Here is a 26,581-nt window from a genome sequence, read left to right on the forward strand (position 1 = left end):
AGAAAAATAGAATGAGTTATTTAGTGGGCATTGATGGTGGAACCCAAAGTACAAAAGTAAGTATATTTGATGAAAAGGGTAATATTGTTTGTGAGGAGAAAACTCTCCTCAGCCCTTTATATTCACCTGATGCAGATACTGCTGAACATCCAGCAGATGATTTATGGGATTCTTTAAAATTAACTTGTAGGAAATTAATGAATGAATTCCCATATGACCCAAAAGATATTATAGGAATTGGTCTTGGTAGCATAAGATGTTGTAGATCTTATTTAGATAAAGAGGGAATGTTAGTCGCACCAATAATAAATTGGATGGATAAAAGATTAGAAAAACCTTATCCAGGAAATATTCCAAATTTTCAATATATTGCAACTACAACTGCTTATTTGACAGTTAGATTAACTGGAGAGTTAAAAGATACTGCTGCAAATTATGAAGGAGTTTATGGTCCTTTTAATAAAGAGACTTGGTCTTGGAGTGAAAATGAAGAAGATTATAAACCTTATAATATTACAAGGGAAAATTTATTTGATTTAGTAATGCCTGGTGAAGAATTAGGGAAAATTACTGAAAAAGCTTCTTTAGATACAGGCTTTCCTGTGGGATGTCCTGTTATAGCAACAGCAAATGATAAAGCAACTGAAGGTTTAGGTGCAGGAATTATAGATGATACTTCATGCTTAGTTTCTTTAGGTACTTATATTGGAGGAATGATTAACGGTCATGAATTTAATGATAGTGCTAAACATTATTGGTCAAATTTATCTGCTATCCCACATAAATATTTATATGAAGGCATGCAAGGTATAAGGAGAGGAATGTGGAGTGTTTCTTGGTTTAAAGAAATTTTAGGTATCCCTTGGGAAGAATTCGCAAACCAAGAAAACTGTATTGTTGAATCTTTATTAGATCTTGAAGCAAAAGAAATTCCACCAGGAAGTGATGGATTAATTACTGTTCCAGAATTTATGGCTCCAGTTGGAATGCATTATAGAAAAGCCTTAATGATTGGTTTTGATGGTAGACATAAAAGAGCTCATATTTATCGATCAATTTTAGAAGCAATAGCAATGACTATTCATATGAGCATGGAAGATATGTTTAATGAAATGGGTTATAAACCAGACCATTTGATTATTTCTGGTGGAGGTTCTAATTCTGAGTTATTTATGAGAATTTTTGCTGATGTATTTGGTATGCCAACACACAGAAATGAAGTAAATAATGCTGCAGGTATCGGAGCTGCTATTTGCGCAGCAGTTGGTGTTAATCTTTATAGTGACTATGAAACTGCTGTTAAAAATATGGTTAGGATAAAAAATCGTTTTGAACCAAATGAAGAGAATATAGAACTATATAAACAAGTAGAAAAGAATATTTATAGAAATATTAAAGAATATTCAGATCCTATTAATAAAGAAATATATAAAATATTCAAGTAGATAATAGAAAAGGAGTTCCTTAATGGAAATTACTAGAGAAAAAATTGTTGAAGCTATGCAACAATTTGTTGGAGTAGATAATGTAGTTCTAGATAGAGAAGTGTTAGAAGATGCAACTCATGATAGATTTAGAAAATATGAAGGTTATAATAAAGTTTTTACAAATCCATTACCTGCAGCTGTTGTATTTGTAAATAATGCTGAAGAAGTATCAAATGTTTTACGTTTCTGTAATGCTAAAAAAATAAATGTTGTTCCAAGAACTGGACATAGTGCAACAGAAGGTGGTCTAGAAACTATCGTTAAAAATTCAATTGTTCTTGATGGCTCAAATATGAATAAAATTATTGATATTGATCCAATTAATATGCAAGCAACTGCAGAGTGTGGTGTAGTTCTAGAAGATTTAGAAGATGCTTGTAGAAAATTAGGTTTTACTACAGGACATTCTCCTCAATCAAAACCTATTGCAATGATGGGAGGTTTAGTAGCAACAAGATCTATTGGTCAATTTTCTACACTATATGGTGGCATGGAAGATATGTTAGCTGGGGTTGAAACAGTATTCCCAGATGGTACCATTTGTGATATTAAAGCAGTTCCAAGAAGATCTGCTGGTCCAGATATTCGTCATGTAGTTTTAGGTAATGAAGGAACCACAAATTTTATAACAAAAGTAACTGTTAAACTTTGGAAATATTATCCTGAATTCCATGAATGTTTAGGTTTTACACTTGATAAAATGGAAGATGGACTCAAAATAATGAGAGAAGTTATGGTAGAAGGATATAGACCATCTGTAGCTCGTTTATATGATAGTGAAGATGGTAAAGAACATTTCTCTCATTTTGCACCAGAAAAATGTGTATTAGTTTTTGTAACTGAAGGCCCTCAATTAATTTCTCATGCAACTGCTGAAGGAATTAGGCAGATTATGGCTAAACATCCTGAGTGTATTCCTGTAGAAACAAAACTTATAGAAACTTGGTTCGCAAATCTTAACTGGGATGCTTCTCGTATTGAAGAAGAAAGACTTGAAGTTTTAGAAACAGATATAGTTTGTTGTACAACTGAAATATCTGCTCCTTGGAGTGCAGTTGAGTCTATTTACCAAACTTGCGTTGAAAGAGTTACTAATGAAATTCCTGATTTAACAATATTTGGTGCTCATGCATCACACTGTTATTCAAATGGTATAAATTTATACTTTGTATATTGGTATAAAGTAAATGACTGCAAACCAGAAGATGAAATAAATAAATATCATTTACCAATTAAGAAAATTATTTGTGAAGAAACTATAGCAGCAGGTGGGTCAATGTGTCACCATCATGGTGTTGGTAAACATAGAGTTCATTGGATTGATAAAGAGCATGGTTCAGCATTATATATGGTAAAAAAACTTAAAGAAGCTTTTGACCCTAATGGAATTATGAATATTGGAACTATTCTTCCCTATAATGGAAAGAAATAATGAATTTATTGGTTTGTTTCAAAATTTATTCTGATTTAACAAAAGTTAAATTAGAAGATTTAGAAATTGATGAGGAAATGGGAGTTGATACCCATTTCCTCCCAAATATAATAAATTGCTTTGACGAGAGTAGTTTGGAATTTGCAATTAGATTAAGTGAAAATTATACCTCTATCAATAAATCAGCTTTAACTATTTGCAAAAGTGCTGCTAATATGACATTAAAGTCATTATTAGCTTTAGGCTATGAGAACGTTGTTAGGATAGAAGCTGACGAGATGCAAATTCGTTTTAATCCTGAAACTGTTGCTGAGAATATAGTTAAATATGTTAAAAAAAATAATCAGGATTTAATTTTAATTGGAAAAGAATCCCCTTTATCTAATAATGCTGCAACAGCTCAATTAGTATCTAATAAATTAAATTATCCTTTAATTTCTTCGGTTATTGATATTAAAGTTATTGATGATAATATTATTAATGTAAAAATTGAGAATAATAATTCGATTTATTCTCAAAATATTAAACTCCCCTGTGTATTGTCGATGGGTAATGCTGTTATTAGTAAGTTAAGAATGCCTACTTTAAAAGAGAGAATGAAAAACAAAAATCGAAAAATTGAAGAAGTTGATTTTGTTGAATCAGAAAAAACTATATTTAATCAACCTATTAGCATATATAAGCCAAAAAGAAATCGTCAAGGCATTATTTATAAAATCGATGGAGATGAAAATATAACTGCTATCTTAGATAAAGAGTTATCAAAGAGGATTATTGAATTATGAAAAATTTAATTATCTTACATGTTGGCGGGAAAAATAACTTAGACATAGTTCTAAGACAGCATAAAGCACTAAAATCTTTAAGCGAAAATATTGGTTTTGAAAGTGATACTTATATTTATTTTAGTGATTCAAACTTAGATTTTTTAGGTAAATTTTTTTGTGGTAATGTTTTTTTTCAAAAGTATGAATTTCTATCTCCATCTTTAGTTTCTCAAGAAATATTATTATTAGAAAATATAGAAAAATATAATGGGATTATAATAGCTGAAGATGATTTTGCAAATGAACTTTCAGTTTTGATAGCTAAATCATTAAATTATCAATGTGTAACAAATGTTCAAAACATAATTAGTGATAATGAAAATTTACTTTTCACTAGGTTTTCTTATAATAATAATTTATTAGCTGATTTTTTAATTAGTGATAAATATGTAATTAGTTTAAGAGGTTATAAATATAATAAGTTTATTGAGCTAAATGAAGAATTAAACCTTAAAGAGATAGAAGTTACTGTATCTAATGATTATATTTTAGATTCTCAGTTAATACAAAATGCAGATGATTTGATAGAATCTGATATATTAATAGCTGTAGGAATGGGAGTTAATTCTAAACAAGAGATTGATAATATTAGATCTTTTTCTCAAATAAATGGTTTTTCTTTTGGTGTATCAAGGCCTATAGCAATGCGGGGTTGGGGAACTTTAAGTGAAATAATTGGAGTATCGGGTAATATTTTCTCTCCAAAAATTTGTATAACTATTGGAGTATCTGGTGCTGCAGCCTTTTATGTAGGCATTGAAAATAGTGAATACATATTATCCATAAATGTTGATGAAGATGCTTCTATTATTTCTTTATCAAACAGTAATATTATAGAAGATTATAAAAAGGTATTGCCTTCTATATTTACTTATTTAAAAGAATTGAATTAAATATATAGTTAATTATGAATAACGAAAAACCTTTAATATTATTAGTTAATGATGATGGAATATTATCTCCAGGTTTAGCAGCACTTTGTGAGGCTGTTTCAAAATTTGGAGAATTGTTAATTGTTGCACCAGATAGACAGCAAACTTCAATGGGCAGATCTTATCCGAGACATGATAATTTAGGAGTTGTTGAAGAAGTTGAAATAATAACAAAAAAAGGGGAATTTAAGGGATATTCTGTAAATTCTTCTCCTGCCTATGCTGTGGCCTATGCTGTTAAAGAGATTAGTACTAAAAAGCCTGATTTGTGCATAAGTGGTATAAACTATGGTGAAAATTTAGGTAAGACTTTATCCTATAGTGGTACAATAGGAGCTGCATTACAAGCAGCTGATTTCGATATTCCAACTTTAGCTATATCAAGACCAACTGAATTAGATATTATTAATAATAGAGATTATGCACCATTAAATTGGGATATCGCAAAAAAAGTTATTTCATTTTGGACCGATAAAGTATTAAAAGAAGGAATTCCCTTTAAAGCGCCTATAATTAATATTAATGTCCCTGAAAATCCAGAAAACTTATATGATTATAAATATACAAATCAAAGCAAAAAAGAACTTTTTGAATTTATAAAACCAAAAGAAAGAGTAATGAATAAACCTTATAAATTACCATCATTAAAAAGAACTAATTTTGATGATATAGAAAAAGGTTCAGATATATATTCTGTATGTGTTGAAAATATTACATCAGTTACCCCAATAGAAGGGGACTTTACTTTTAAATCTTTCTTAAAAGAAAAAAATATTTTTTGTTAATGATAATTTGCATATCAAAATAAAGAAAATTTTTATTAATAATTAAAGATCCCAAACATCATGGTTTGTTGAACAAATTGCAATTGCTCCAGCTTTTAGGTTTTCTAATACAATTGGTTTATCACATACAAGACCTGATGCAATAACAGGCTTTTTATATTTTTCAACAGTCCATTGGATAATCTTAGTCCATCCTGGTGCTATATTTATTATATCTGCATTACTTATTTTTATTTGTGATTCAATAATTCTCCATGAACTAGAATCTAATATAAAGAAGCGATGAATAGTAAAAAGACCTTTATGTTTAGCGTATTTAAGTAATTGAGGTTTATTGCTAATTATTCCATCAATATTTGAATTATTGATTAAAAAATCAATAACACTATTTTTACTAGAAAAACCACTTACCATATCAACGTTAACAAAGACTAATTTATTCATTGCTTTTAGTTTGTGAATTATTTCTATTATATTTGAGACATTTCCAAAAAGAGTAAATACTACTTTTGAAGGGTTCATTTTTACCTTAAAATATTCTTCTTCACTTTTCATCCCTAAAATAATAGGATTTTTTTCTATTTCTCTTAATATTTCCATTGTAGTCATAGAATTCTCCTTGTAGTTGGGTTATAGCTCTTTTTTTGAAAACATGTTTGTAGGGTTAAATAAGTTATTATAATCATATTTTTGTTTTGCTTTCATCTTTTTATTTATTACATCTATTCTTTCAGTATTGCAATATATATTATTTTTTAATTTGCCGACACCAAATTCAGATAGTATTAAATTCCCCTCCATTATAGCATCCTTATAACAAATTTCTACTATTTTATTTGCTAATAAATATTCATCTATAGTTTTAGTTAAAATATTAACATATGGTGCATTGCTACCTATATGCCCATAGATTATATAATCTAGATTAGTTTCTTTTAATATATCTGTATAATAATTTAAAATTTCTAATTTATTTTTAGAAATCCATTTTATATCAATATTTACAAGTTTAATCCTAGAGTCTTGATTATTATATTTTGCAACTTCCATGTTAAAACACTCAGTAATGGCATGTCTTAAGCTTTGTAATTTGATCATCTCCTCCTGACTTACAACCCAAGCTATATCAGGGTCACTATTGTATTCTATTGATTTCTCCATTAATTTTTCAGCAATATCTTCAATTTCCTCTTCGTTATTGCCATATATTTCTAAATAGAGGGAACAAGCAAATTTATCATCTACTGAAGGGATTGCTTCTAAATTAGACATTATATTTTTATATTTTTCAGTTATCTTAAAACAATTTTTATCCACATATTCAATTGCTTGGATTTGGTTAAATGATTCACAATAGTTAATAAAATTAGTACAATCTTCATTAGATTCAAAGAAAAACATTATTCCCCAGGCACTATTCTTTTTAATTATTGTTTTTAGTGTTACTTCTACTATTATACCAAGCATTCCTTCGCTACCAACAAAATCTTTAAATGATTCATCATTTTTATTAATGATTAGAATATTGCCATTTTGATCACATACTTTTATTTTTTCTACATAATCAATAACATTACCTAATCTATAAGATCTCAATCCAGATGAGTTAAATGAAATTGCTCCACCGATAGTTGCAGTTTTTTCGGTAGGTGAAACAGGGAATTCTCTTTTTCCTTTGCTTTTTATTAGGATAATTTTTTCTAATTCTTCAAATGTTGTTCCACTTCCAATTCTTATAGTATTATCAATTTCATTATATTCTATATCTTTAAGATTAATTGTTGATAAACTATGACCTTTAGATGGTACAGCTGCACCGTTTAGACCAGTCAATGAACCACAAACTGTTATTTTTTCACCTATGTTTTTGCATTCTTTTATAATTTGAGAAACTTCAAAATCGTTTGTTGGTGCAGAGTGTGAATTTGCATAATCTGTGTATAAAGATTCGTCATGTATTTCATTTAATCTAGCTTCAAATGGAATAATTAAATTTTTCATTATTTACCTCTTTTTCTAATAAATTTTGACAATAAAAAAAGAGATAAAAAACTGGTTGCATAAGCAAACGTTTTTCACCTCTAACGTATATTTATTATATAATTAGAGTATAATAAACATTATCAGTAGTCAATAAAATTTTAATATTTTTCATTTGAGTTAAAGTGTTTTTTTTGTCTTTATTTCTTCAATTAATAATGGGATTATTTCAAATAAATCTCCAACTATTTTGTAATCAGCGATTGAAAAAATAGGGGCATCTTCATCATTATTAATGGCAATTATTTTATCTGAAGTTTTCATGCCGACCATATGTTGAATTGCTCCAGAGACTCCACATGCTATATATATTTTTGGTGCTACTGTCTTACCAGTTTGTCCAACTTGATGAATTCTCGAAATTAAATTGGCATCTACTGCAGCTCTAGAAGCTCCAAGAGTCCCTTTAAGAGCACAGGCTAAATCACTAACTAATTTAATTCCTTGTTCATTTTTTGCACCTAATCCTGCAGTTACAATAATTTCAGCTTCTTCTAAATTAATATCTTCATTTTCAGTGTCTAAAAATTCCTCAATTAGTTTTATTTCATTATTAGTATTAATAAAGTGTTCTTCAATTATTTTACCATTTAAGGTTTTGTCTAATATCGGTTTTTTAAAAACACCTGGTCTAATAGTTCCCATCTGAGGTCTTTTGTCAGGGCAAATAATAGTTGCCATTAAATTCCCACCAAAAGTAGGTCTTGTCCATAAGATATTTTCATTGTTTTCGTCAAATTCAAATTTAATACAATCAGCTGTTAGCCCTGTGTTTAATCTACAAGATAGTCTAGGAGCCATATCTCTACCATTAGAAGTTGCACCAATTAGAATAGAGTCTGGATTATATTTTGTTATTAGATTATAGAAATTATTTACATATGTAAGTGTTTCATAATTTTCTAATTTTTTACTTTTTATATAAATAACTTTTTCAGCTTTTGAATGGAGAGCAATATTGAGTGTTTTATCAATATTATAGCCAAATACAATTGCAACTACACTTATATTTTTGTTTTTAGATATTTGATTTGCTTCATTTAATAATTCAAGACCGACATTTTTAGGGTGACCATTTTTGAAACATTCAATAAATACCCATATTTCTTTATTTTTTGTATTCATCATTATTTCTCTATTATTTTATATATCTGTTTAGCGATTTCTTTAGAAGAACCTGTAATTTCATGATTTTCTTTTTCTATTTTATTTACATATGTTTTTTTTACTTTTGTAGGCGACCCTTTTAACCCAATCTTTGATTGATCGATATTGGATAAAGAATTAATATCTATTGTAAATATTTCTTTTTTCTTTGCTTTCATTTTCATTGATAATGAAGGGAATCTAGGTTCAAATGAAGGCTTTGTTATAGTCATTAAACTTTTCTTAGGAACTTCTAATATTTGATAACCTTCATCTGTTTCTTTTTTAACAATAAAATAATCATCTTTAACTTTTAATTCTCTAACATAAGTAACTTGTGGATAGTTAAGATGTTCAGCTAATTCTGGTCCAACTTGTGCTGTATCTCCATCAATAGCTTGTTTCCCACATAATATTAAGTCAAAAACTTCTCTTTCTTTTTCAATATATTTAATGCTTTTTGATAATATATAACTTGTAGCTAATGTATCTGATCCACCAAATTTTCTGTCAGTTATTAAATAAGCGAAGTCAACTCCTAGAGCATAAGCCGATTGTAAAGCTTTTGTAGCTTGTTTTGGTCCCATTGTAATTACTGTTATTTTAGTATCACTATTTTCATCTTTAATTCTATTTGCAAATTCAATTGCATATGTATCAAAAGGATTAATAATTGATTCAACACCTTCTCTGATTAAGGTGTTTTTCTCTTTATCAATTTTAATTTTATCAGTATTTGGTACTTGTTTTATACACACAAGAATATTCATTTTTTTATCCTAAATTTTTGAGTTCTTAAAAAATATTATTGCAATAATTATATCAATAAAAGTTTTTGAAATAAAGGAAAAAAGATAAAATTATTATGTAATTTTGTATAGAATAAGTATATTTGTACTCGTATGAGTATAAATATACTTAATAGTTTATTTTGTAGTTTATTAATATTTTTATAATTATAGTATGGATTTATATGTGTTTGAATAAAGTTGTACTATTTATATTTATGTATAACTAAATATGTGTTTTAGTTAAATTCCATTATTTAATAATAAATTAGTTGCCTATTTGTTATTTGTATATTAGACTGTTAATCCACCCTAAAAAAATGGAGGGGAATAAAATTAATAAAATAGAGGTTAAAAAACAAGTTGCAACCACACTTATTGTAATGTTGTTAATATTATTAATTTCTCAAATAGCTCCTAAAATTACTCAAAGATATAAGAAAAGTGCAATCTTTACTCAAGAGTTTGTTTTAGGAACTGTAGTTGAGGTATTAGAGGATAATACAGAAGAAGATTTATATGTTGAAAATAGATATAGGGGAAATCAAAAGTTTACAGTTAGAATAGAGGAAGGCTCTCAGAGTGGAAATGAGTTTACAATTTCTCATACATTAAGTTCTGTTAGAAGTGCATATGCATATGAGGGATTAAAAGCTATTTTTACTGTAAGAACTGATTCGAATGGTAAAATAGTAGTTTGGCTTTATAATTATAGAAGAGAATTTGGTGTTTATTTTTTAGCTTTATTATTGGTTGTTATTGTATTATTAATAGGGAGAAAAGAAGGCTTAAATAGTTTACTTGCTTTACTTTTTACAGCAGTAGTATTGGTTTATATTATAGTCCCTGGGATGTGGACGCCTTATCCAATCTTTGTTGCAATTGTAAGTTCTATTGTTATCTGTGCAGTAAGCTATTTATTAATAGCTGGTTTTTCTAAAAAAGCATTGATAGCTTCAATTGGGACATTATTTGGTATTTCTTTAGCAGGCCTTTTAAGTTATGTGATGGGTAGAGTATTAAATCTTACTGGTGTTGATATGGAAAAGGGAGAAGCTTTATTGTATTTAGCACAAGATAGAAACTTTAAAATCAAAGATATTTTATTCGTTTCAATTCTTTTTTCTTCTTTAGGCGCAACTATGGATGTTGCAATATCTATAGCAAGTAGTGGGGAGCAATTATTAAAAGTAAATCCAAATATAAAGAGAAAGGAATTATTTTCTTCTCTTATGGCTGTTGGAAAGGATATCATAGGAACAATGACTAATACTTTGGTATTAGCCTTTTGTGGGGCATCATTACCGTTGGCAATGATGATATGGGGATATGATATGAGTTATAGACAGTTTATAAATATACCATTGATTGTAATAAATATCTTACAAGCATTTTGTGGATCAATTGGTATGGTTTCAAGTGTTTTATTTACAGCAATATGTGTAATATTGCTTAATTTTTGGAGGGAAAAATGAAAAAATCTCAATTTAGATTAGGTTTAATTTTGATTCTTTCGTTGTCACTAATGTTTAGTTGTACAACAAAGAATACTGTAGAATCTGAACAAGCTACAGTTAAAGCTTTTGATTACGTAAGAGAAGGTGAAGTAGTTAAGGGAGTAGCTACAGGAGCTGATGAAGTAACTATTGCAATTGCTGCAACATCTGATGTTCATGGTAGAATTTATCCTTATGAATATGCTATTGATTCAGAAGATAATGATGCTGGTTTCTCAATGACTTATCCTTTTGTTGAACAAATTAGAGAAGAATATCCTAATGCTTTAGTTATTGATGTTGGTGATACAGTTCAAGATAATAGTGCTGAATTATTCAATGATATGGACATTCACCCAATGGTAGAATGTATGAATATGATGGAATATGATGTTTGGGTACCTGGTAATCATGAATTTAACTTTGGTCTTCCTTTCTTAGAAAGAAACTTAGAAGCTTTTGAAGGTAGAGTTGTTTGTGCTAACATTAAAAATGTTGCTGATGGTTCTGATTATGTATTACCTTATCAAATTTTCGATATTGAAGGTGTTAAAGTTGCTGTTATTGGTGGAGTTGCTCCACACGTACCACAATGGGAAGCTTCAGCTCCTGAACATTTCCAAGGTCTAGATTTTGTATCTCCTTTACAAGCTACTAAAGATGCTGTAGCAGCTATTGGTGATAGTGCTGATGTAATTGTTGCTGCAATGCATATGTCTAGAAACGGTCAATACGAAGAAGAAAATATTAGTGGTGCTTATCAATTAGCTGAAGAAATTCCTGAATTAGACTTAATTATTGCAGGTCATGAACATGCTACATATTGTGAAAAAGTAAATGATACATATGTAATGGAACCTGGTAGATACGGTAATAAAGTTGCATTTAGTACAATTAATTTAGTAAAAGTTGATGGTGAATGGACAATTGAAGATGTTCAAGCTGAAAACTTAGTAACAAAAGGTGCTGATGCTTCTAAAGAAGTTCTTGAAGAATTTAAATGGGTACATGATAAGAGTGTTGAAAATGCAAATACTGTAATTGGTGAAATTACTTCTGATTTCCTTCCTGAGGGTGTTGACTATATTACTGGTGATTCTAATGTAACAACAATGCCAAGAACTCAAATCGAAGATACTGCTGTTATTGATTTAATAAATACTGTACAAAAGAAATATGCTAATGCTGAAGTTTCATCAGCTGCTTTATTTAACTTTGGTTCAACTTTGAATAAAGGGGATTTCAAGAAAAAAGATGTAGCTTTCATTTACAAATATAATAATACTTTAATGGGTGTTAATATAACAGGTCAAAATTTATTAGATTACATGGAATGGAGTGTAAGCTATTATAATACTTACCATGATGGAGACGTTACAATTTCCTTTAATCCTGATGTAAGAGGTTATAACTATGATATGTTTGCTGGCGTTGATTATAAAGTAGATATTTCTAAAGAAGCTGGAAGCAGAATTGTAAATCCAACTATTAATGGTGAAGCAATTGACCCAAGTAGAGTTTATAAATTAGCTGTAAACAACTACAGATTTGGTACTTTATCTTCTCATGGTTGGGTAGATGAAACTGATGTTTATTATGATAGTTATAATGAAGATCAACTTAATGCTGAAGTTAGAGCATTAATTGCTAAATATGTTCAAGAAGAATTAGATGGTGTATTAGCTCCTACTTGTGATAATAACTGGGAATTAGTTGGTATGGGTGATAGTTTTAATGAAGCAGAAGTAATTCAAATGATTAAATCTGGTGATATTGTAATCCCTGCATCTGAAGATGGCAGAACATTAAATGTTAAAGCAGTTAATGTTAATGAAATTTAATTTATCTTAAATATTTAATATAATATTTAATAAGCCTTTCTTGTTTATTATTAAATGAGAAAGGTTTTTCTTTTGTCTATTTGACTTGACGATATATAGTTCTATATAGTACTATATTATATAGAAGGAAATAAAAGATGAAAAAATGTAATTTAGAGAGTCTTAGTTCAGTTAATGTTGGTCGAGCTATCTTAATGGCTGCAAATTTATTTCGAAGACGTTTAGATCATCAAATAATAAAGTTAACAGATGATGATAATATTACAGGCTCTAATTCTCATATTATTGGATTTTTAGTTGCGAATAAAGATGAAGAAATTTTCCAAAAAAATATAGAAACACATTTTTCACTTAAACCTTCTACTGTATCTGCTAATTTAAGATTATTAGAACAAAAGGGATATATTATTAGAGAATATTCTAAAATAGATACAAGGAAAAAATTTGTAAGTCCTACAGAGAAAGCTATAAATTTTAACAAAATTATTTGTGATAAAGGTTTAGAAATAGAGAATGAATTTAAAAAAGTCTTAACTTTTGAAGAACAAGAGCAATTAGTATCTTTGTTAAAAAAGCTAATAAGTTCAATGGAAAAAGAAGAGAATTAATCTCTTTTTTTTGAGTATATAGTTCTATATAGAAATATATTAGATAGTATGATTTTATATAGAATAAAATAGAGGTAAATATGGAAGAAACAAATATAGAATTATTTGAAAAAACAAAAATAAGTAAAGCGGTGTGGACTTTAGCGCTTCCGACAATGTTGGCAATGATAGTAACTATTATTTATAATTTAGCTGATACTTTTTTTATTGGTCAAACAGCAGATTCTAATCAAGTAGCAGCGATTACTTTAGCAATGCCAGTATTTATGGTTATGATGAGTTTTGGAACACTTTTTGGAACAGGTAGTAGCTCTACTATATCAAGAAATCTAGGAGAGAAAAAAAACTCAAGAGTTAAACAAGTTTCATCATTTGGTTTTTACGGAGCTATTATTACAGGTATAATTGTTGGAGCAATATTATTAATTTTTGTAGGCCCACTTACTAATGCTTTGGGAGCTAGTGAAGATACTTATTATTTTGTAGTAGACTATATAAGTTATTTAGCATTAGGTGCTCCTTTTATTATAGTATCAAATGCATTTGGAAATATTGTAAGAAGTGATGGTAATGCAAAAGCAGCATTGATGGGTATGTTAATAGGAACTTTAACTAATATCATATTAGATCCGATTATGATTTTAGGACTTAATATGGGAGTTTCTGGAGCGGCTATTGCAACAGTAATAGGAAATATTGCAGCAACAATTTACTACATTATTTATTTAAATAGTAAAAGAACAATTCTTAGTATTAAATTTTCTGATTTTAAAGTAAAAGAAAAAATAGCTAAAGATGTTTTTTCTATAGGAATCCCAAGTTCTATAAATACACTATTAATGAGTTTTTCTATTATGGTATTAAATTTCTTTTTAGCCTCTTATGGTGATATTACTGTTGCTGCTATGGGTGTTGCAACTAAAGGAAACCAAATCCCAGCAATGTTATTTGGTGGATTTACTATGGGTGTTCAACCTTTATTAGCCTATGCATATGGAGCTAAAGATACAAAAAGATTAAAAGGAATTGTAAAATATACTTTAACAATTTGTATAATTTTAGGGCTAAGTATTGCTTTGACTATAATATCAATTGCACCTACATTTGTAAAAGCATTTATAAATGATCCAGAAATAATTGTATTAGGAACAGTAATGGTTAGAGCATTAATGTCTACCGTTGTGCTTTTAGGTATCTATTTTTTTTCTACTATAGTAAATCAAGCAATGAATAAACCACTTAGTGCTTTAATTTTAACTATTTCTAGACAAGGACTAGTTTTTATTCCATCTTTATTTATTGGTAATTATTTATTTGGATTGACAGGTTTAATTTGGGCACAACCTATAGCAGATATTGTATCTGTAATCATTGCAGTATTTATGTTAGTAAAAAATCTAAAAGCAATGGAATCTGAATACGGTGTGAATAAAAATATTCAATTAATTAGAGCATAAAATAATTATAGCTATGTCTTTTTGACATAGCTATAGCTTATAAAAATATGATAATTTATTTTTCTAAGGCCATTATTTTATTAACACGTCTTTCGTGTCTATCACCTAAAAATTTATCATCAATAAATGCATCTATCATATCTAATGGGTTTTCAGCATAATCAATTCTACCACCGAAAGCAATAAAATTAGCATTATTATGTTCTTTAGCCATTTGAGCTGCAAATATATTTTGAGGTAGTGCACATCTAATTCCATTAATTTTATTTGCACTAATAGAGATTCCAATTCCTGTTCCACAACAAACAATACCGAAATCATAACCACCTTTCAAATATTCTTTACATGCTAATTCAGCCATATCAGGATAATCAACTGATTCTACTTCTTTAACACCTAAATGATTTACTTCATGACCCATTTTTTCTAAATGTTCTACGATTTCTTTTGATAATTCTACAGCACCATGATCATTAGCTATTACAATCTTCATTTTCTTTCTCCTTGAAAGTAATATAACAAAAGTATAGCTAAATGTTAATATTTAAATATTATAAAAATTGAATTTATTCAAAAATATCTTCTTTTAGTGGAATTGATATAAGAGCCCCTTCTTTACTAACTGTAACTGCTGAAGCTTTTGTTGCATAAAATAATGCATCTTTTACTTCATAGTTATAAATTAATGATGCAATAAAATATCCCATAAATGTATCCCCTGCAGCAGTTGTATCTATAACAGGTGCATCTATAATATCTTGATGTAATGTTACTTGGTTAAAAGAATAATAAGCTCCTTCTTTTCCGACAGTCATTATTATTTTTGAGTTAGGAAATTTTGAACTTATAGTATTTAATGTTTCTATAAAATTATCATTTTCATTAACTTGAGTAATTTGAGCGGCTTCTATTTCATTTACAAAGAAATAAGATACTTTTTCTAGTGGTAAATTCAAAATTTCATCATTGAATGGGGACGGATTAAAACAAATTATTAATCCTTTTTCATAACCTTTATTAATAATATATTCAATATTATTGATTTCATTTTGTAAAATTAAATAATCACCTTTAGAAAAGTTATTTATAACAGAATCTATTTCAGATTTTGAGTTTTCAAAATTAGCACCGGGATTTAATATAATTGAATTTTGTCCACTTTTGGAAACTTGAATTAAAGCTTGTCCTGTAATAGTCCCTTCTGTGCTTATATAATCAGTATTAACATTAAATTGATTTAATAAATCTATTAGGAAATTTCCATCAGGACCAATTTTCCCTGCCATATAAACTTCACAACCAGCTTTTGCTAATGCCCCAGCTTGATTACAACCTTTACCTCCAGCATTTTTACTAAAAGTATTTGAAGAAATTGTTTCTCCAGGTTTTACTATATGGTCAAGAGTAAAAGTTTTATCTATATTTAGTGATCCATAATTTAATATTTTTTTCATAATAATTTTCCTAATTACTAAATATTGCACGAAGAATTTATTCTTCGTGCAGAGTATATACAAATTGAAAGATAATCTTTCAATTAATTATTAAGGGAGTTTGCAAAAGCCTTCATTAATAATGCAGCTACTAAAGCACCAGGATCAAGAAGTTTTCTTGAATCTTCACCCCTTGTTGCAGCTCTACCATGTACAGCTAACATACCTTGAGTATTTTTATAGCCTTCCATAGCTGCTTCTTCAGCTAGTTTTGCACTTTCTAGTAATGGTTTATCTATAGAGTTTTTTAAGCATTCAACTGCTGGATATAGTCCATCTACAAAAGTTTTCTCACCTATTTTTGCTTTTCCTCTATGTGTAACGCCATTTAGATATTCTTCGAAAATAGAAACAACATCTTCTCTTGTTAATTCTTCTTTTCCTTTTAATACTTTTCCTGCTTGCATTAAGCCACTAGCCATTAAGGTTCCCATTGTTGAAGGTACTTTTATACTCATAGCTTTACCAGCGAAATAAAGTGCTTTACCACAATCTGTTTGAGGGTTATTTTTTAAGCTTTCTGAAGCTGCAATAAAACCATCACTCATAGTTAAGCCTAAATCACCATCTCCAACTATGCTATCTTCTTCAATTAAATGAACCTTTTCTTCTGCCATTATTTTAGCAGCTTCATCTAAAAAATTTTCTATTAGTTTTACGTTCATGATTTCTACCTATAGTTGTACAAAGAATGGAGTTTGGGCTGGAGCATCAAGATATTTCTTTAATTCATCATCAAGCTTCATCATACTAATTGATAATCCTGCCATTTCAATAGATGTTGCATATTCTCCAACATAATATCTATGTACTATAATGTTTTCACGTTTTAAAATTTCATCAATTTTTCTAACTACAATATATTGTTCATCTAAAGGTGTTGCACCTAAGCCATTAACCATAACAGCAACTTCATCACCTGAAGAAAAAGGAATATCTCCAATAATTTTTGCAACCATTTCTTCAGCAACTTGATCAGCTGGTTCTAATTTACCACGTCTTATTCCGGTTTCGCCATGTATACCCATACCGATTTCCATTTCATCTTCCCCGATATTAAATCCAGGTTTACCTACTCTTGGTACAATACAAGGAGTAAGAGCTACACCCATAGTTCTAACATTTGCACAAGCTTTTTCAGCAACTCTTTTAACTTCATCTAAACTAAGCATTGCATCAGCAGCACCACCAGCACATTTATAAACAAAAACTATACCAGCTACACCACGTCTTGTGTTTTTTTCACCAGGAGCAGCAGGACCAGCTGAAGCTACATCATCACCTGCAACAACGGATTCAACTCTAATATCTTCTTCAAAATCAGCTTGTTCAGCAGCCATATCGAAATTAAAAATATCACCATTATAATTACCATAAATGTATAAAACGCCAGCTCCGCTATCGATGTATTTTGTACAAGCTAACATTTGATCTGGGCTTGGACTTTGGAAAACATCACCAACGGAACAAGCATCTAACATGCCTTTTCCTACATAACCTAAGAATAAAGGTAAGTGGCCAGATCCACCACCTGTAGCTATTCCTACTTTGCCTTCTTTTTTGTTGGCAGTTACTAAACAATGTACATCATCACCTGTATAAGTGATTAAGTCTGGATGAGCTATATATAGCCCTTCTAGCATTTCTTTTACATAATTTTCTGGTTTGTTGATTAGTTTTTTCATATTAAAATCCTTTTTTTATAATACAATTTCAAATTGGTCTTCAGATGATAAATCCACAAGAACACAATCATTTTGATAAGTCCTTTGTGGTAAAGCTACCATTACATGTCCTTCTTCTTCAGTAATTGAAAATGGGCAAAGGTGAGTAACTCCAATATTTAATTTAACTATTGTTCCTTTTGGAATGATGAAAGCTTGTGTTAATTCAACAACATTTTTGTTGTTAGGTGGTGCTACGTGAATAACAATATCAGTATCTATAGGAAGAAGTACTTCCGCACTATAATTATGATATTCTACTGTATCAACTAACATTTTATCTTTTTTATAAACATTAAGTGAAGAAAAACCGTAAGACATATTAGTAGTGTTTGCAACATCTAAATGATCAGGGAAAAAATCTCCTAAATTGTAACCTTGTGGATCAACCATATTATAAAATGATCCAAATTCTTTGAAACTTTCTGTAGTTAATTTTTGTGCTTTTATTTTTCTCATAACTTCTCCTAAAATTAATCTCTTCTATTTCTTCTTTCGTCAATATATGCACTAGATAACATAGTAATTACTAGGATTAATCCAAATACAAATGTTTTCATAAAAGAACTTATTCTTAAAATATTAAAAGCACTTGAAACTAATTGTAATAAGACAACTGCAAGAGCTACGCCAACAACATTAGATTTACCACCATCTGGGTCTGTGCCACCTAATACAACAATTAATAAAGTTAATAAAGTGTAAGATTTTCCATAATCACTCTTAGCTGAATTGTAGTGTGATGAAATAAGTAATCCACCAATAGCTCCTAAAATTCCACTAGTCATATAAGTAATTAATGTAACTTTTAAATTATTAATACCTGCATATTTAGAAGCAATTTCATTAGTACCCATGAACTCAAGTTGATGTCCATAGACGGTAGATCTTAGTAAAAATGCTATAATTATCGTCACAACTATAAAGATATAAAAAGGAATAGGAATCCCTAAAAAATTACCATTTGCAATATTTCCATAAGCTTCAGGTAAACCTGTTAATGCAGGTCCTTTTGTTATTGCTAGGCCTAAACCTTGATAAAGTTGTAAACCACAAAGAGTTACAAGCATTGCTGGTATTTTTAAATAGCCTATTAAAAAACCATTAAATAATCCGCATAATGCACCAACTAAAAGAGCAATTAAAATAGCAAAGAAAATAGATCCTGTTGTTCCACCTCTTTGAATCATGAAAGTTGCTGCTACAATGCTCGCAAAATTAGCAATACCTACTAGGGATAAATCAATTCCCCCAGAAATCATGGCTAGCATCATACCAAAACATAAAATACCATATTCTGGTAATTGAACAAACATACCTCTTATATTTGCAATTCTCAAAAATGCACGAGGTTCTAAAATACTCATAGTAATGAAAATCGCTATACCAATAACTATTATCATTAAATTATTTTTATTTATTTTTTCAAATTTTGATTTAAACATTAATCTTTACCTCGTTATACTTTTGCACTATTTGCTATGTGTTTAGCCCTAATAGAAGTAATTCCTGTACCAAGAACAATAATTAGTCCAACAACAAATGTTTGTAAATGTGTTGGAATACCAACAAGAACTAAGTTATTTTGTACAATGGCTATTAATAATACTCCTAAGATAGTTCCTAATACTGTTCCATGACCACCAGTAATTCTAGTGCCTCCAACAACTACAGCTGCTATAACCATCATCTCTGATCCCATTAAGTTTTGAGGACTAGATTGTCTCATTAAAATTGTATAAGTTACACCACCAATTGCAGCTAATACGCCTCCAAGCATATATAGACTTGATTGAATTTTAACAACATTATATCCTGCTATTCTTGCTGCATTTTTATCTCCACCAATAGCATAAATTCCTCTACCATAAATAGTAAATTTTAATACTATAAACAAGATAATTAAGAATATAATTGGAATTAAAATAAGAGAGGTCATTTGATAAGTAATTCCTGAACTATTTGTATAAGAAAACAAGAAACTTTTAGAAAGACTATCTATGTGCTCAGGGATATTAGAAAACTCTTTTGTTCCCAAGAAAGCTAAAGTTGCTCCATTTGCAATGCTACTAACTGCTAAAGTTGCAATTAATGGTGGCAGTTTTTTTCTTGCAATTAAAAACGCATTAATACATCCAAATCCTAAACCAATTAAACAGGCGACAATATAGAAAAAGGCGATACTATCTATCTCGTATTTTAAAATTAATTTGATTGTTGCATAAGCTGAGAAACAAGCAATAGCTGGGAAAGAAACATCAATACCACCCCCAATTATTATCATCATTTCTAATCCTGCAAAAATTAAAGTAATTAGCATTGCTCTTGATAATGTGATAACAGTACTGAATGATAAAAATACTGGGTTTGCAATTCCAATAATTGCACATAATAATATAATTGTATAAGCTACAATAGCTTCATTTGTAGAAAATATTTGCTTTGTTTTTTTATTCATTATTTTCCTCCGCTGTAGCTTCTTTTATTTTTTTAGAAATTTCATCTTCACTATAATCTGCCGTTGTTAATACACCAGAACTAATTCCATTACTCATTATTATTAGCTTATTACAATTGAAATATAATTCATTTAAATCATCACTAATTATAATTATTCCCATTCCTTCATTTGCTAAGTTATGAAGTATTTTATGAATATCTGATTTTGAACCAATATCAACACCAACGGTTGGACCGTTAAGAATTAGTAAGTTTGGATGTGTATTTAACCATTTTGCTATAACCATTTTTTGAGCATTTCCACCAGATAATGTTCTAATAGGAGCCTTTGGAGAGGAAGCGACACAGCCTATTTTTTCAATCCAAAAATTTGTGATTTCTTCAATTTCTTGTAAATCTAATCTACCTTTTTTCATATAGGTCTTTAGTGAAGCTGCAACTGTATTGTCGCTAATAGATCTTGATAGAAATAAACCTTGTGTTAATCTATCTTCAGGAACATATCCTATCCCTTTATTTACAGCATCAAAAATGGATTTAATTATTACTTTTTCGTCGTTGATAAAAATATCACCAGAGGTTGCCGGTGTAATACCAAATAAAGTGTCTCCAATTTCTGAACGTCCAGATCCAAGCAATCCTGTAATTCCAAGAACATCACCTTGAGTTAAGGAAAAACTTACATCTTCAAAATATCCATCTAAAGATAAATTTGAAACTTTACAAACTTCTTTAGTGTTTGAGTTAGGTGTATAAATATTATCAATAATATCTCTACCTGTCATATGGTGAATAAAAGTTTTCCTGTTAAAATCTTCAATTAGGCCAGTTGCAACATTTTCGCCGTTTCTTAAAATAGTAAGTCTGTCAGCTATATCAAAAATCTCATCAATTTTATGGTTAACAATTACAATAGCCATGCCTTTGTTTTTTAAATTTATTAATGTTTTATTTAGTAGTTCAACTTCACGTGCGGTTAATGCAGTTGTAGGTTCATCGAGAATTAACAATTTTGCATCATTAATAATTGCTCTAGATATTGCAACCATTTGTTTATTTGAAATAGATAATCTTTCAACTAAAATATCAGGATCTATATCTGCTCCAACAAGAGACATAGCTTTTTCTGCTAATTTTCTAGCTTCTTTCCAATTCATTCTCTTTTTGGCATTTAATAAATTGTTGTTCATTGCTATATTTTCTGCTACTGATAAATTAGGGAAAACAGCAAAGTCTTGATATATTACTTGAATACCATGTTGTATTGAAGCAATTGGGTTTAAATGGGTAACTTCTTCTCCATTAATATAAATATTTCCAGAAGTTGGTTCGTGCGCACCTGAAATTACTTTTATTAATGTTGATTTACCACATCCATTTTCTCCTGCAAGACAATGAATCTCTCCAGTATTAATTGTTAAATCAACACCTTTTAGAGCTTTTACGCCTGTAAAATATTTTTTTATTTTCTCAAGGCGGATAAATTCTTCAGTCATTTGTATATACTCTCCAATAACTTAAATAAAGGGGATTTAGATAAATCTTAATCCCCTTGTATTAACTCTTTAATTTAATTTAGAAATCAATTGCAGGATCGTTTACATTTTCTTTTGTAATATCAATCCAAGCTTGACCTGATAATACTTTGCCATCTAAAGCTAAGTTAGTATAACCTGGAACATTCAAGTTACAACCATTATCAATTGTTTCACCTTCTAATACTTTAATTGCTAATTCAACCATTGCTTTACCAGCTAAAGCAGGATCCCAGAAAGATGCCATTTGGATTGTGCCATCTTCAATATATTTACCTGCAACTGATACTAATGATGTACCAACAATAGCGATTTTACCTTGTAAACCTAATTCTTGTACTGCTAATGCTGCACCAGCTACGTCAGGCATTGCTGAACCTTGGATAGCTTTAATATTAGGATTTGCTGTTAGAACTTCTTTGATTTTGTTATAACATTGGCTTTGATTGTCAGCTGTTTCAATCTTATCTCCATATTGACTCATTCCAGGGAATTTTTCTTCTTGTAAAGCTTTTGCAGCATCAACCCATTGGTTATGAGATTCTGAAGTTAAAGATCCAACAGTTAAAACATATTCACCTTCACCATCAACTAATTCGCCAATTTTTTCCATGAAGTGCATACCATATTCAGCATTGTTGAAAGCTTCAATATCATAATCAATATTTGACATACCTGAAGCTTCATGTGTAATTACTACAATACCAGCTTCACGAGCTTTCTTTAATACAGGTTCTAAAGCTTCTGTTGAGAAAGGTACAACACAAATTGCATCAACACCTTGTGAAATTAAATCTTCAATAGCTTGAGCTTGTAGAGCACCATCACCTTCAGAAGGTCCTGTATAGAATGCGTCAACATCATTTGCTTCAGCATATTCGTTAACACCAACTTCCATTCTTTGGAACCAAGAAATACTTGTTAATTTTGGAACAACAGCGATTCTATAATCTTTTGCACCATCTGCTTTTTCACTTTCACCGCCAGCAAAAGCAACAGTAGAAACCATTAATAACATAGCTAATGATAAAGCTAATAATTTTCTCATTTTTTAAATCCTCCTAAATGATAACTAAACAATGTGATAAATGTTTAGTAAATTGAACATCTGTATTATAGGTATTAGATCTTAAAATTGTCAAAGTAATAAAAATAATAAAAATAAAAAATATAAATAAGTAAATAATTTGTTATTGAATAAAGAAATAATTGAATAATATTTGTTTAGTAATTGTTTAGTAATTACTAAATGTTAAGTGATTTGTTTTCTTGACAACTAAACTATAGTGTGATTTACTAAAAAGGAAGGAAGATGGTATGACTGTAAGAGAGATTGCAAAAATTGCTGGAGTATCTCCCGCAACAATTTCTTTAGTTATTAATAATAAACCTGGAGTTAGTGATAAAAAAAGATTAGAAATTCTATCTATTTTGAAAGAAGCAAATTATCCAGTACGTTTTGATATTGATATTAACAAAGAAGAAAATAGAAATTTATTATTTATAAAAGTTATTAAAGAAGGATTTTTAGTAGAACAAAATGCAGGATTTATCGCAAAAATTGTAGATAGTATTCAGATAGAATGTGCTAAAAACGGATATAATTTACAAATGGTAACTTTTAATAAGAATTATTCAAAAAACATAAAGGATTTAAAATTTTCTAATGTTGATGGGGCTTTTGTAATTGGTACAGAATTACAAGATATAGATTATAAAGCATTGGATACAATTAAAATACCATATTTAGTTATTGATAATTCAATGCCAAATTATCCTTGTAATTCAATTACAATGGCAAATGAAGAAATGGTTGATATAGCTATTAGGTATGTATGCAATCAAGGTGAAAAAGACTTTGGTTATTTTAGATCTTCTTTTGATTCACAAAATTTTATAGAAAGAAACAATGGGGTACTTAGAGCTGTAGAAAAATATGGCCTTCAATATTCCAAAGATAGAGAATTTAGATTAGAAGCAACTTTGAAAGGTAGTTTTAATGGGATGTTAAGCTATTTAAAAAGTGGTCGTAGAATACCTAAAGTAGTATTTGCTGATAATGATATTATTGCAATTGGTGCAATTCAAGCTTTAACTAGTGAAGGTTATAATATACCAGAAGATGTTTCGATAATTGGATTTGATGATATTTTTTTAGCAGAAACAACCTTACCATCATTAACTACTGTTCATGTTCAACGTACAATGATTGGACAAATGGCTGCTGTAACTCTAATGAATGAAATTAAAGCAAAACATCCTTCATACTATAAACTTATAGTAGGTGGAAAGTTAATTATTAGAAATAGTACTAAATAATTTACATAGATTTCTGACAATTATCTAATCAAATCTTTCTTGTTATTTGTTTACTTGTGGAGTATTATTAACGCAAGGAGTTTTTATGGAAAAAGTTCTTGTATGTGGGCATAGAAATCCCGATATGGACAGTGTTTGTAGCGCTTGGGCGTATGCAAATTTGGAAAACCAATTAAACAAATCAAAAGATAAAGAATATATAGCATCTAGATGTGGAAATTTAAATGAAAGTACAAAGCAGGTATTTAATAATTTAAATTTGGACCCTCCTATTTTTGTAAAAGATGTTAGAACAAGGGTATCTTCTGTTTATGTTAAGCCTAAAATATCAATAGATTGTGAAGCACCTGTTTATGAATTAATGAATATTTTTTCGAAATATGAAATTTCTGTAGTACCTGTCACTAAAAACGGTGAATATTTAGGTTTATTAAGTATTGATGATGTAAACAGATATTTTTTAAGAGATGCAAGTTCAACTAAACCTTATTACAATATTAATATTGATAGAATCAGTAAAGTTCTAAAGGGAAAATTTCTAAAGAAAGGGGTAATATCAACTCATAATGTTCAAATAATGGTTGCTGCTATGAGTTTTACACAATTCAAAAATGTCTTTGATAAAATAGAAGATGATAATTTACCTTTATTAGTAGTTGGCGATAGAATTGAACCTATTCTTGAAGCAATTTATAGACAAGTCCCAATAATTATTTTAACAAAAATTAGTGATAAAATTAATAGATTGGTAGATTTTAATTCATTTAATGGTACTGTTTTCTTAAGTGAAACTCATACTAATGAAACCTTAAGACTGTTAAGATTATGTACACCAGTAAATGATTTAATTAAAGATAATCCTCCAAAATTAAATATGACAACATTATTTGATGAAGGTAAAAACACATTAATTAATAGTCCTTTTAGAGGTCTTCCTGTTTTTCAAAATGATAAATTTAATGGGTTTGTTACTAGAAGATGTTTTATTGAGAAACCAAAAACAAAAATAGTTATGGTAGATCATAATGAAAGTGATCAAGGAATGCCAGGGATAGAAGAAGCTGATATTGTTGGAATAATTGACCATCATAGGTTTAATGCTTCAAAAACTACAAATCCAATATATATTTATAGTGCTCCATTAGGTTCAACATGTACTTTAGTTACTCAACTATATGAAAGGTATGGTGTTGAAATAACTAAAGAAGTTGCTAGTGTTTTAATTTCTGGATTAATTAGTGATACTGTTATTTTAAAAAGTCCAACAACTACTCAAGAAGATGTTCGTATTTCAAAGTTACTGTGTAACGCAGCAGGTATTGATAACTTAAAAGAATATGGTGAGAAAATGTTTGCTAGTGGTATATCTATTTCTAAACAGGATCCTCGTTCTGTTATCGAAGGTGATTTTAAAGTTTATAAAGAACATGGATTAAAAGTTGGTATTGGCCAATGTGAAGTAACAACATTAAAAGATATAGACGAATATAAAGAAAGATATTTGAAAATATTAGAAGAAGTAAAAAGAAGTAATGGCCTAGATTGGGCTCTCTTTATGATTACTAATGTTATAAAAGAGAATAGTATTTTATTAACTACAGGATTAGATACTGTTGAATATAAACTGATTTACGAAAAACAAGATGAAAAAACATTTTTCTTGCCAAAAGTATTATCAAGGAAAAAACAATTACTTCCTGAAATAATAAGAGTTTTAGATGAGTAAAACTAATTAAGCTTTAGTTGGTATATTTCTACTAAATCACCAATTTCAAGTGTACCAACTTCTGCTAAATTTTCCGATTTAATTCCTATCGTAATTGGATTTTCTTCACCTACTGCTCTTAAATAACATTTTCCTTCTTCTATATCGTTATTACTAGAAGTAAAATAGCTCTCTATTAAATAGCCATTAGAAAATTCTAGGATTAATTTGCTATCATAATTAAAATTCGCATCAAAAATATTTCTAGAGACAATATTTAAAGTAATATTACCGTACGCATCTATAGATGCAATTTTTGCATCTATACTTATATTTTTATTGATAGAAGAGGTCTGTATTGCTTCTGTACTACGACAACTCGTTGTAGCTAATAGAATTAGACTAAATAGTGTTATGTTTTTAATTATTCTTTTTATATTCATTTGTCTGTTTATGCTTCGTTTTCTTATATATAAAAACAAGTATAACAGAATTATTATAAAATG

25 protein-coding genes are annotated in these 26,581 nt (G+C 29.0%); 11 read left to right on the forward strand and 14 right to left on the reverse strand.

The window, feature by feature from the left end; translation table 11 throughout:
• Window positions 1–11: 11 nt before the first annotated feature.
• Genes ACPKM0_RS04650 through surE form a run of 5 tightly spaced genes read left to right on the forward strand, consistent with a single transcriptional unit; the run spans window position 12 to window position 5,463 of the window.
• Window positions 12–1,445, forward strand: coding sequence for an FGGY-family carbohydrate kinase (locus tag ACPKM0_RS04650; protein ID WP_472473773.1), 1,434 nt, complete (start codon window positions 12–14; stop codon window positions 1,443–1,445).
• 22 nt (window positions 1,446–1,467) lie between these two features.
• Window positions 1,468–2,919 carry an FAD-binding oxidoreductase gene (locus ACPKM0_RS04655; RefSeq protein WP_472473774.1) on the forward strand — a complete coding sequence of 484 codons (1,452 nt, stop codon included), beginning with the start codon at window positions 1,468–1,470 and terminating at the stop codon, window positions 2,917–2,919.
• Entirely contained in the window at window positions 2,919–3,704 is a 786-nt protein-coding gene (locus ACPKM0_RS04660) for an electron transfer flavoprotein subunit beta/FixA family protein (protein WP_472473776.1), read from the forward strand. The genes ACPKM0_RS04655 and ACPKM0_RS04660 overlap by 1 nt, the downstream gene beginning before the upstream one ends.
• Window positions 3,701–4,639 (forward strand): FAD-binding protein, encoded by a 939-nt coding sequence (locus ACPKM0_RS04665; protein ID WP_472473778.1) that lies wholly within the window; start codon window positions 3,701–3,703, stop codon window positions 4,637–4,639. The genes ACPKM0_RS04660 and ACPKM0_RS04665 overlap by 4 nt, the downstream gene beginning before the upstream one ends.
• Before the next feature lie 14 nt (window positions 4,640–4,653).
• Window positions 4,654–5,463, forward strand: coding sequence for a 5'/3'-nucleotidase SurE (surE, locus tag ACPKM0_RS04670; protein WP_472473780.1), 810 nt, complete (start codon window positions 4,654–4,656; stop codon window positions 5,461–5,463).
• Between the two features lie 42 nt (window positions 5,464–5,505).
• Here the strand turns inward: surE and ACPKM0_RS04675 are convergent, their stop codons facing one another.
• The 4 genes from ACPKM0_RS04675 to ACPKM0_RS04690 all read right to left on the reverse strand — a co-directional run bounded on the left by ACPKM0_RS04675 (window position 5,506) and on the right by ACPKM0_RS04690 (window position 9,419).
• Complete coding sequence (locus ACPKM0_RS04675) at window positions 5,506–6,072, reverse strand: glycerol-3-phosphate responsive antiterminator (protein ID WP_472473782.1); 567 nt, start codon at window positions 6,070–6,072, stop codon at window positions 5,506–5,508.
• A 21-nt stretch (window positions 6,073–6,093) separates the two neighbouring features.
• On the reverse strand, window positions 6,094–7,464 hold the full coding sequence (locus ACPKM0_RS04680; protein ID WP_472473784.1) for an FAD-binding oxidoreductase: 1,371 nt from the start codon (window positions 7,462–7,464) through the stop codon (window positions 6,094–6,096).
• A 159-nt stretch (window positions 7,465–7,623) separates the two neighbouring features.
• On the reverse strand, window positions 7,624–8,631 hold the full coding sequence (locus ACPKM0_RS04685) for an electron transfer flavoprotein subunit alpha/FixB family protein (protein ID WP_472473786.1): 1,008 nt from the start codon (window positions 8,629–8,631) through the stop codon (window positions 7,624–7,626).
• Window positions 8,631–9,419: an electron transfer flavoprotein subunit beta/FixA family protein gene (locus ACPKM0_RS04690; RefSeq protein ID WP_472473788.1), complete on the reverse strand. Its 789-nt coding sequence runs from the start codon at window positions 9,417–9,419 to the stop codon at window positions 8,631–8,633. Before ACPKM0_RS04690 ends, ACPKM0_RS04685 begins: the two co-directional genes overlap by 1 nt.
• A 338-nt stretch (window positions 9,420–9,757) precedes the next feature.
• Between ACPKM0_RS04690 and ACPKM0_RS04695 the strand changes: the two genes are divergently transcribed.
• The 4 genes from ACPKM0_RS04695 to ACPKM0_RS04710 all read left to right on the forward strand — a co-directional run bounded on the left by ACPKM0_RS04695 (window position 9,758) and on the right by ACPKM0_RS04710 (window position 14,839).
• Window positions 9,758–10,912: a YibE/F family protein gene (locus tag ACPKM0_RS04695; protein WP_472473790.1), complete on the forward strand. Its 1,155-nt coding sequence runs from the start codon at window positions 9,758–9,760 to the stop codon at window positions 10,910–10,912.
• Window positions 10,909–12,774: a bifunctional metallophosphatase/5'-nucleotidase gene (locus ACPKM0_RS04700; RefSeq protein ID WP_472473792.1), complete on the forward strand. Its 1,866-nt coding sequence runs from the start codon at window positions 10,909–10,911 to the stop codon at window positions 12,772–12,774. The genes ACPKM0_RS04695 and ACPKM0_RS04700 overlap by 4 nt, the downstream gene beginning before the upstream one ends.
• Window positions 12,775–12,911: 137 nt before the next feature.
• On the forward strand, window positions 12,912–13,382 hold the full coding sequence (locus tag ACPKM0_RS04705) for a MarR family winged helix-turn-helix transcriptional regulator (protein ID WP_472473794.1): 471 nt from the start codon (window positions 12,912–12,914) through the stop codon (window positions 13,380–13,382).
• An 80-nt stretch (window positions 13,383–13,462) separates the two neighbouring features.
• Window positions 13,463–14,839: an MATE family efflux transporter gene (locus tag ACPKM0_RS04710; protein ID WP_472473796.1), complete on the forward strand. Its 1,377-nt coding sequence runs from the start codon at window positions 13,463–13,465 to the stop codon at window positions 14,837–14,839.
• A gap of 55 nt (window positions 14,840–14,894) precedes the next feature.
• Here ACPKM0_RS04710 and ACPKM0_RS04715 read toward each other — a convergent pair whose 3' ends face one another.
• The 9 genes from ACPKM0_RS04715 to ACPKM0_RS04755 form a co-directional block, all read right to left on the reverse strand.
• On the reverse strand, window positions 14,895–15,332 hold the full coding sequence (locus ACPKM0_RS04715) for an RpiB/LacA/LacB family sugar-phosphate isomerase (protein ID WP_472473798.1): 438 nt from the start codon (window positions 15,330–15,332) through the stop codon (window positions 14,895–14,897).
• A gap of 73 nt (window positions 15,333–15,405) precedes the next feature.
• The gene (locus ACPKM0_RS04720) at window positions 15,406–16,293 is read right to left on the reverse strand and encodes a ribokinase (RefSeq protein WP_472473800.1); all 888 of its coding nucleotides are present in this window, start codon (window positions 16,291–16,293) and stop codon (window positions 15,406–15,408) included.
• An 83-nt stretch (window positions 16,294–16,376) separates the two neighbouring features.
• On the reverse strand, window positions 16,377–16,997 hold the full coding sequence (locus ACPKM0_RS04725) for a dihydroxyacetone kinase subunit L (protein ID WP_472473802.1): 621 nt from the start codon (window positions 16,995–16,997) through the stop codon (window positions 16,377–16,379).
• A 9-nt stretch (window positions 16,998–17,006) separates the two neighbouring features.
• Window positions 17,007–18,017 carry a dihydroxyacetone kinase subunit DhaK gene (locus ACPKM0_RS04730; protein WP_472473804.1) on the reverse strand — a complete coding sequence of 337 codons (1,011 nt, stop codon included), beginning with the start codon at window positions 18,015–18,017 and terminating at the stop codon, window positions 17,007–17,009.
• 15 nt (window positions 18,018–18,032) lie between these two features.
• Window positions 18,033–18,515 (reverse strand): ureidoglycolate lyase, encoded by a 483-nt coding sequence (locus ACPKM0_RS04735; protein ID WP_472473805.1) that lies wholly within the window; start codon window positions 18,513–18,515, stop codon window positions 18,033–18,035.
• Window positions 18,516–18,529: 14 nt separating this feature from the next.
• On the reverse strand, window positions 18,530–19,501 hold the full coding sequence (locus tag ACPKM0_RS04740) for an ABC transporter permease (protein ID WP_472473807.1): 972 nt from the start codon (window positions 19,499–19,501) through the stop codon (window positions 18,530–18,532).
• A gap of 14 nt (window positions 19,502–19,515) precedes the next feature.
• Entirely contained in the window at window positions 19,516–20,514 is a 999-nt protein-coding gene (locus ACPKM0_RS04745; RefSeq protein WP_472473809.1) for an ABC transporter permease, read from the reverse strand.
• Window positions 20,507–22,012 carry a sugar ABC transporter ATP-binding protein gene (locus tag ACPKM0_RS04750; protein ID WP_472473811.1) on the reverse strand — a complete coding sequence of 502 codons (1,506 nt, stop codon included), beginning with the start codon at window positions 22,010–22,012 and terminating at the stop codon, window positions 20,507–20,509. The genes ACPKM0_RS04745 and ACPKM0_RS04750 overlap by 8 nt, the downstream gene beginning before the upstream one ends.
• Before the next feature lie 79 nt (window positions 22,013–22,091).
• Window positions 22,092–23,099 (reverse strand): substrate-binding domain-containing protein, encoded by a 1,008-nt coding sequence (locus ACPKM0_RS04755; protein WP_472473813.1) that lies wholly within the window; start codon window positions 23,097–23,099, stop codon window positions 22,092–22,094.
• 269 nt (window positions 23,100–23,368) lie between these two features.
• Between ACPKM0_RS04755 and ACPKM0_RS04760 the strand changes: the two genes are divergently transcribed.
• Both ACPKM0_RS04760 and ACPKM0_RS04765 read left to right on the forward strand, forming a co-directional pair.
• Entirely contained in the window at window positions 23,369–24,370 is a 1,002-nt protein-coding gene (locus ACPKM0_RS04760) for a LacI family DNA-binding transcriptional regulator (RefSeq protein ID WP_472473814.1), read from the forward strand.
• 85 nt (window positions 24,371–24,455) lie between these two features.
• Window positions 24,456–26,096: a putative manganese-dependent inorganic diphosphatase gene (locus tag ACPKM0_RS04765; RefSeq protein ID WP_472473816.1), complete on the forward strand. Its 1,641-nt coding sequence runs from the start codon at window positions 24,456–24,458 to the stop codon at window positions 26,094–26,096.
• 2 nt (window positions 26,097–26,098) lie between these two features.
• Here the strand turns inward: ACPKM0_RS04765 and ACPKM0_RS04770 are convergent, their stop codons facing one another.
• The gene (locus ACPKM0_RS04770; RefSeq protein ID WP_472473817.1) at window positions 26,099–26,557 is read right to left on the reverse strand and encodes a hypothetical protein; all 459 of its coding nucleotides are present in this window, start codon (window positions 26,555–26,557) and stop codon (window positions 26,099–26,101) included.
• Window positions 26,558–26,581 lie beyond the last annotated feature (24 nt).

Source organism: Pleomorphochaeta sp. (assembly GCF_050031695.1).
Taxonomy (GTDB): Bacteria; Spirochaetota; Spirochaetia; order Sphaerochaetales; family Sphaerochaetaceae; genus Pleomorphochaeta.

Excerpts from the sequence above, each read along its gene's own strand:
- ACPKM0_RS04650 (WP_472473773.1), top strand. The coding sequence starts at position 12 with ATGAGTTATTTAGTGGGCATTGATGGTGGAACCCAAAGTACAAAAGTA.
- ACPKM0_RS04655 (WP_472473774.1), top strand. The coding sequence starts at position 1,468 with ATGGAAATTACTAGAGAAAAAATTGTTGAAGCTATGCAACAATTTGTT.
- ACPKM0_RS04660 (WP_472473776.1), top strand. The coding sequence starts at position 2,919 with ATGAATTTATTGGTTTGTTTCAAAATTTATTCTGATTTAACAAAAGTT.
- ACPKM0_RS04665 (WP_472473778.1), top strand. The coding sequence starts at position 3,701 with ATGAAAAATTTAATTATCTTACATGTTGGCGGGAAAAATAACTTAGAC.
- surE (WP_472473780.1), top strand. The coding sequence starts at position 4,654 with ATGAATAACGAAAAACCTTTAATATTATTAGTTAATGATGATGGAATA.
- ACPKM0_RS04675 (WP_472473782.1), bottom strand. The coding sequence starts at position 6,072 with ATGACTACAATGGAAATATTAAGAGAAATAGAAAAAAATCCTATTATT.
- ACPKM0_RS04680 (WP_472473784.1), bottom strand. The coding sequence starts at position 7,464 with ATGAAAAATTTAATTATTCCATTTGAAGCTAGATTAAATGAAATACAT.
- ACPKM0_RS04685 (WP_472473786.1), bottom strand. The coding sequence starts at position 8,631 with ATGATGAATACAAAAAATAAAGAAATATGGGTATTTATTGAATGTTTC.
- ACPKM0_RS04690 (WP_472473788.1), bottom strand. The coding sequence starts at position 9,419 with ATGAATATTCTTGTGTGTATAAAACAAGTACCAAATACTGATAAAATT.
- ACPKM0_RS04695 (WP_472473790.1), top strand. The coding sequence starts at position 9,758 with ATGGAGGGGAATAAAATTAATAAAATAGAGGTTAAAAAACAAGTTGCA.
- ACPKM0_RS04700 (WP_472473792.1), top strand. The coding sequence starts at position 10,909 with ATGAAAAAATCTCAATTTAGATTAGGTTTAATTTTGATTCTTTCGTTG.
- ACPKM0_RS04705 (WP_472473794.1), top strand. The coding sequence starts at position 12,912 with ATGAAAAAATGTAATTTAGAGAGTCTTAGTTCAGTTAATGTTGGTCGA.
- ACPKM0_RS04710 (WP_472473796.1), top strand. The coding sequence starts at position 13,463 with ATGGAAGAAACAAATATAGAATTATTTGAAAAAACAAAAATAAGTAAA.
- ACPKM0_RS04715 (WP_472473798.1), bottom strand. The coding sequence starts at position 15,332 with ATGAAGATTGTAATAGCTAATGATCATGGTGCTGTAGAATTATCAAAA.
- ACPKM0_RS04720 (WP_472473800.1), bottom strand. The coding sequence starts at position 16,293 with ATGAAAAAAATATTAAATTATGGATCACTAAATATAGATAAAACTTTT.
- ACPKM0_RS04725 (WP_472473802.1), bottom strand. The coding sequence starts at position 16,997 with ATGAACGTAAAACTAATAGAAAATTTTTTAGATGAAGCTGCTAAAATA.
- ACPKM0_RS04730 (WP_472473804.1), bottom strand. The coding sequence starts at position 18,017 with ATGAAAAAACTAATCAACAAACCAGAAAATTATGTAAAAGAAATGCTA.
- ACPKM0_RS04735 (WP_472473805.1), bottom strand. The coding sequence starts at position 18,515 with ATGAGAAAAATAAAAGCACAAAAATTAACTACAGAAAGTTTCAAAGAA.
- ACPKM0_RS04740 (WP_472473807.1), bottom strand. The coding sequence starts at position 19,501 with ATGTTTAAATCAAAATTTGAAAAAATAAATAAAAATAATTTAATGATA.
- ACPKM0_RS04745 (WP_472473809.1), bottom strand. The coding sequence starts at position 20,514 with ATGAATAAAAAAACAAAGCAAATATTTTCTACAAATGAAGCTATTGTA.
- ACPKM0_RS04750 (WP_472473811.1), bottom strand. The coding sequence starts at position 22,012 with ATGACTGAAGAATTTATCCGCCTTGAGAAAATAAAAAAATATTTTACA.
- ACPKM0_RS04755 (WP_472473813.1), bottom strand. The coding sequence starts at position 23,099 with ATGAGAAAATTATTAGCTTTATCATTAGCTATGTTATTAATGGTTTCT.
- ACPKM0_RS04760 (WP_472473814.1), top strand. The coding sequence starts at position 23,369 with ATGACTGTAAGAGAGATTGCAAAAATTGCTGGAGTATCTCCCGCAACA.
- ACPKM0_RS04765 (WP_472473816.1), top strand. The coding sequence starts at position 24,456 with ATGGAAAAAGTTCTTGTATGTGGGCATAGAAATCCCGATATGGACAGT.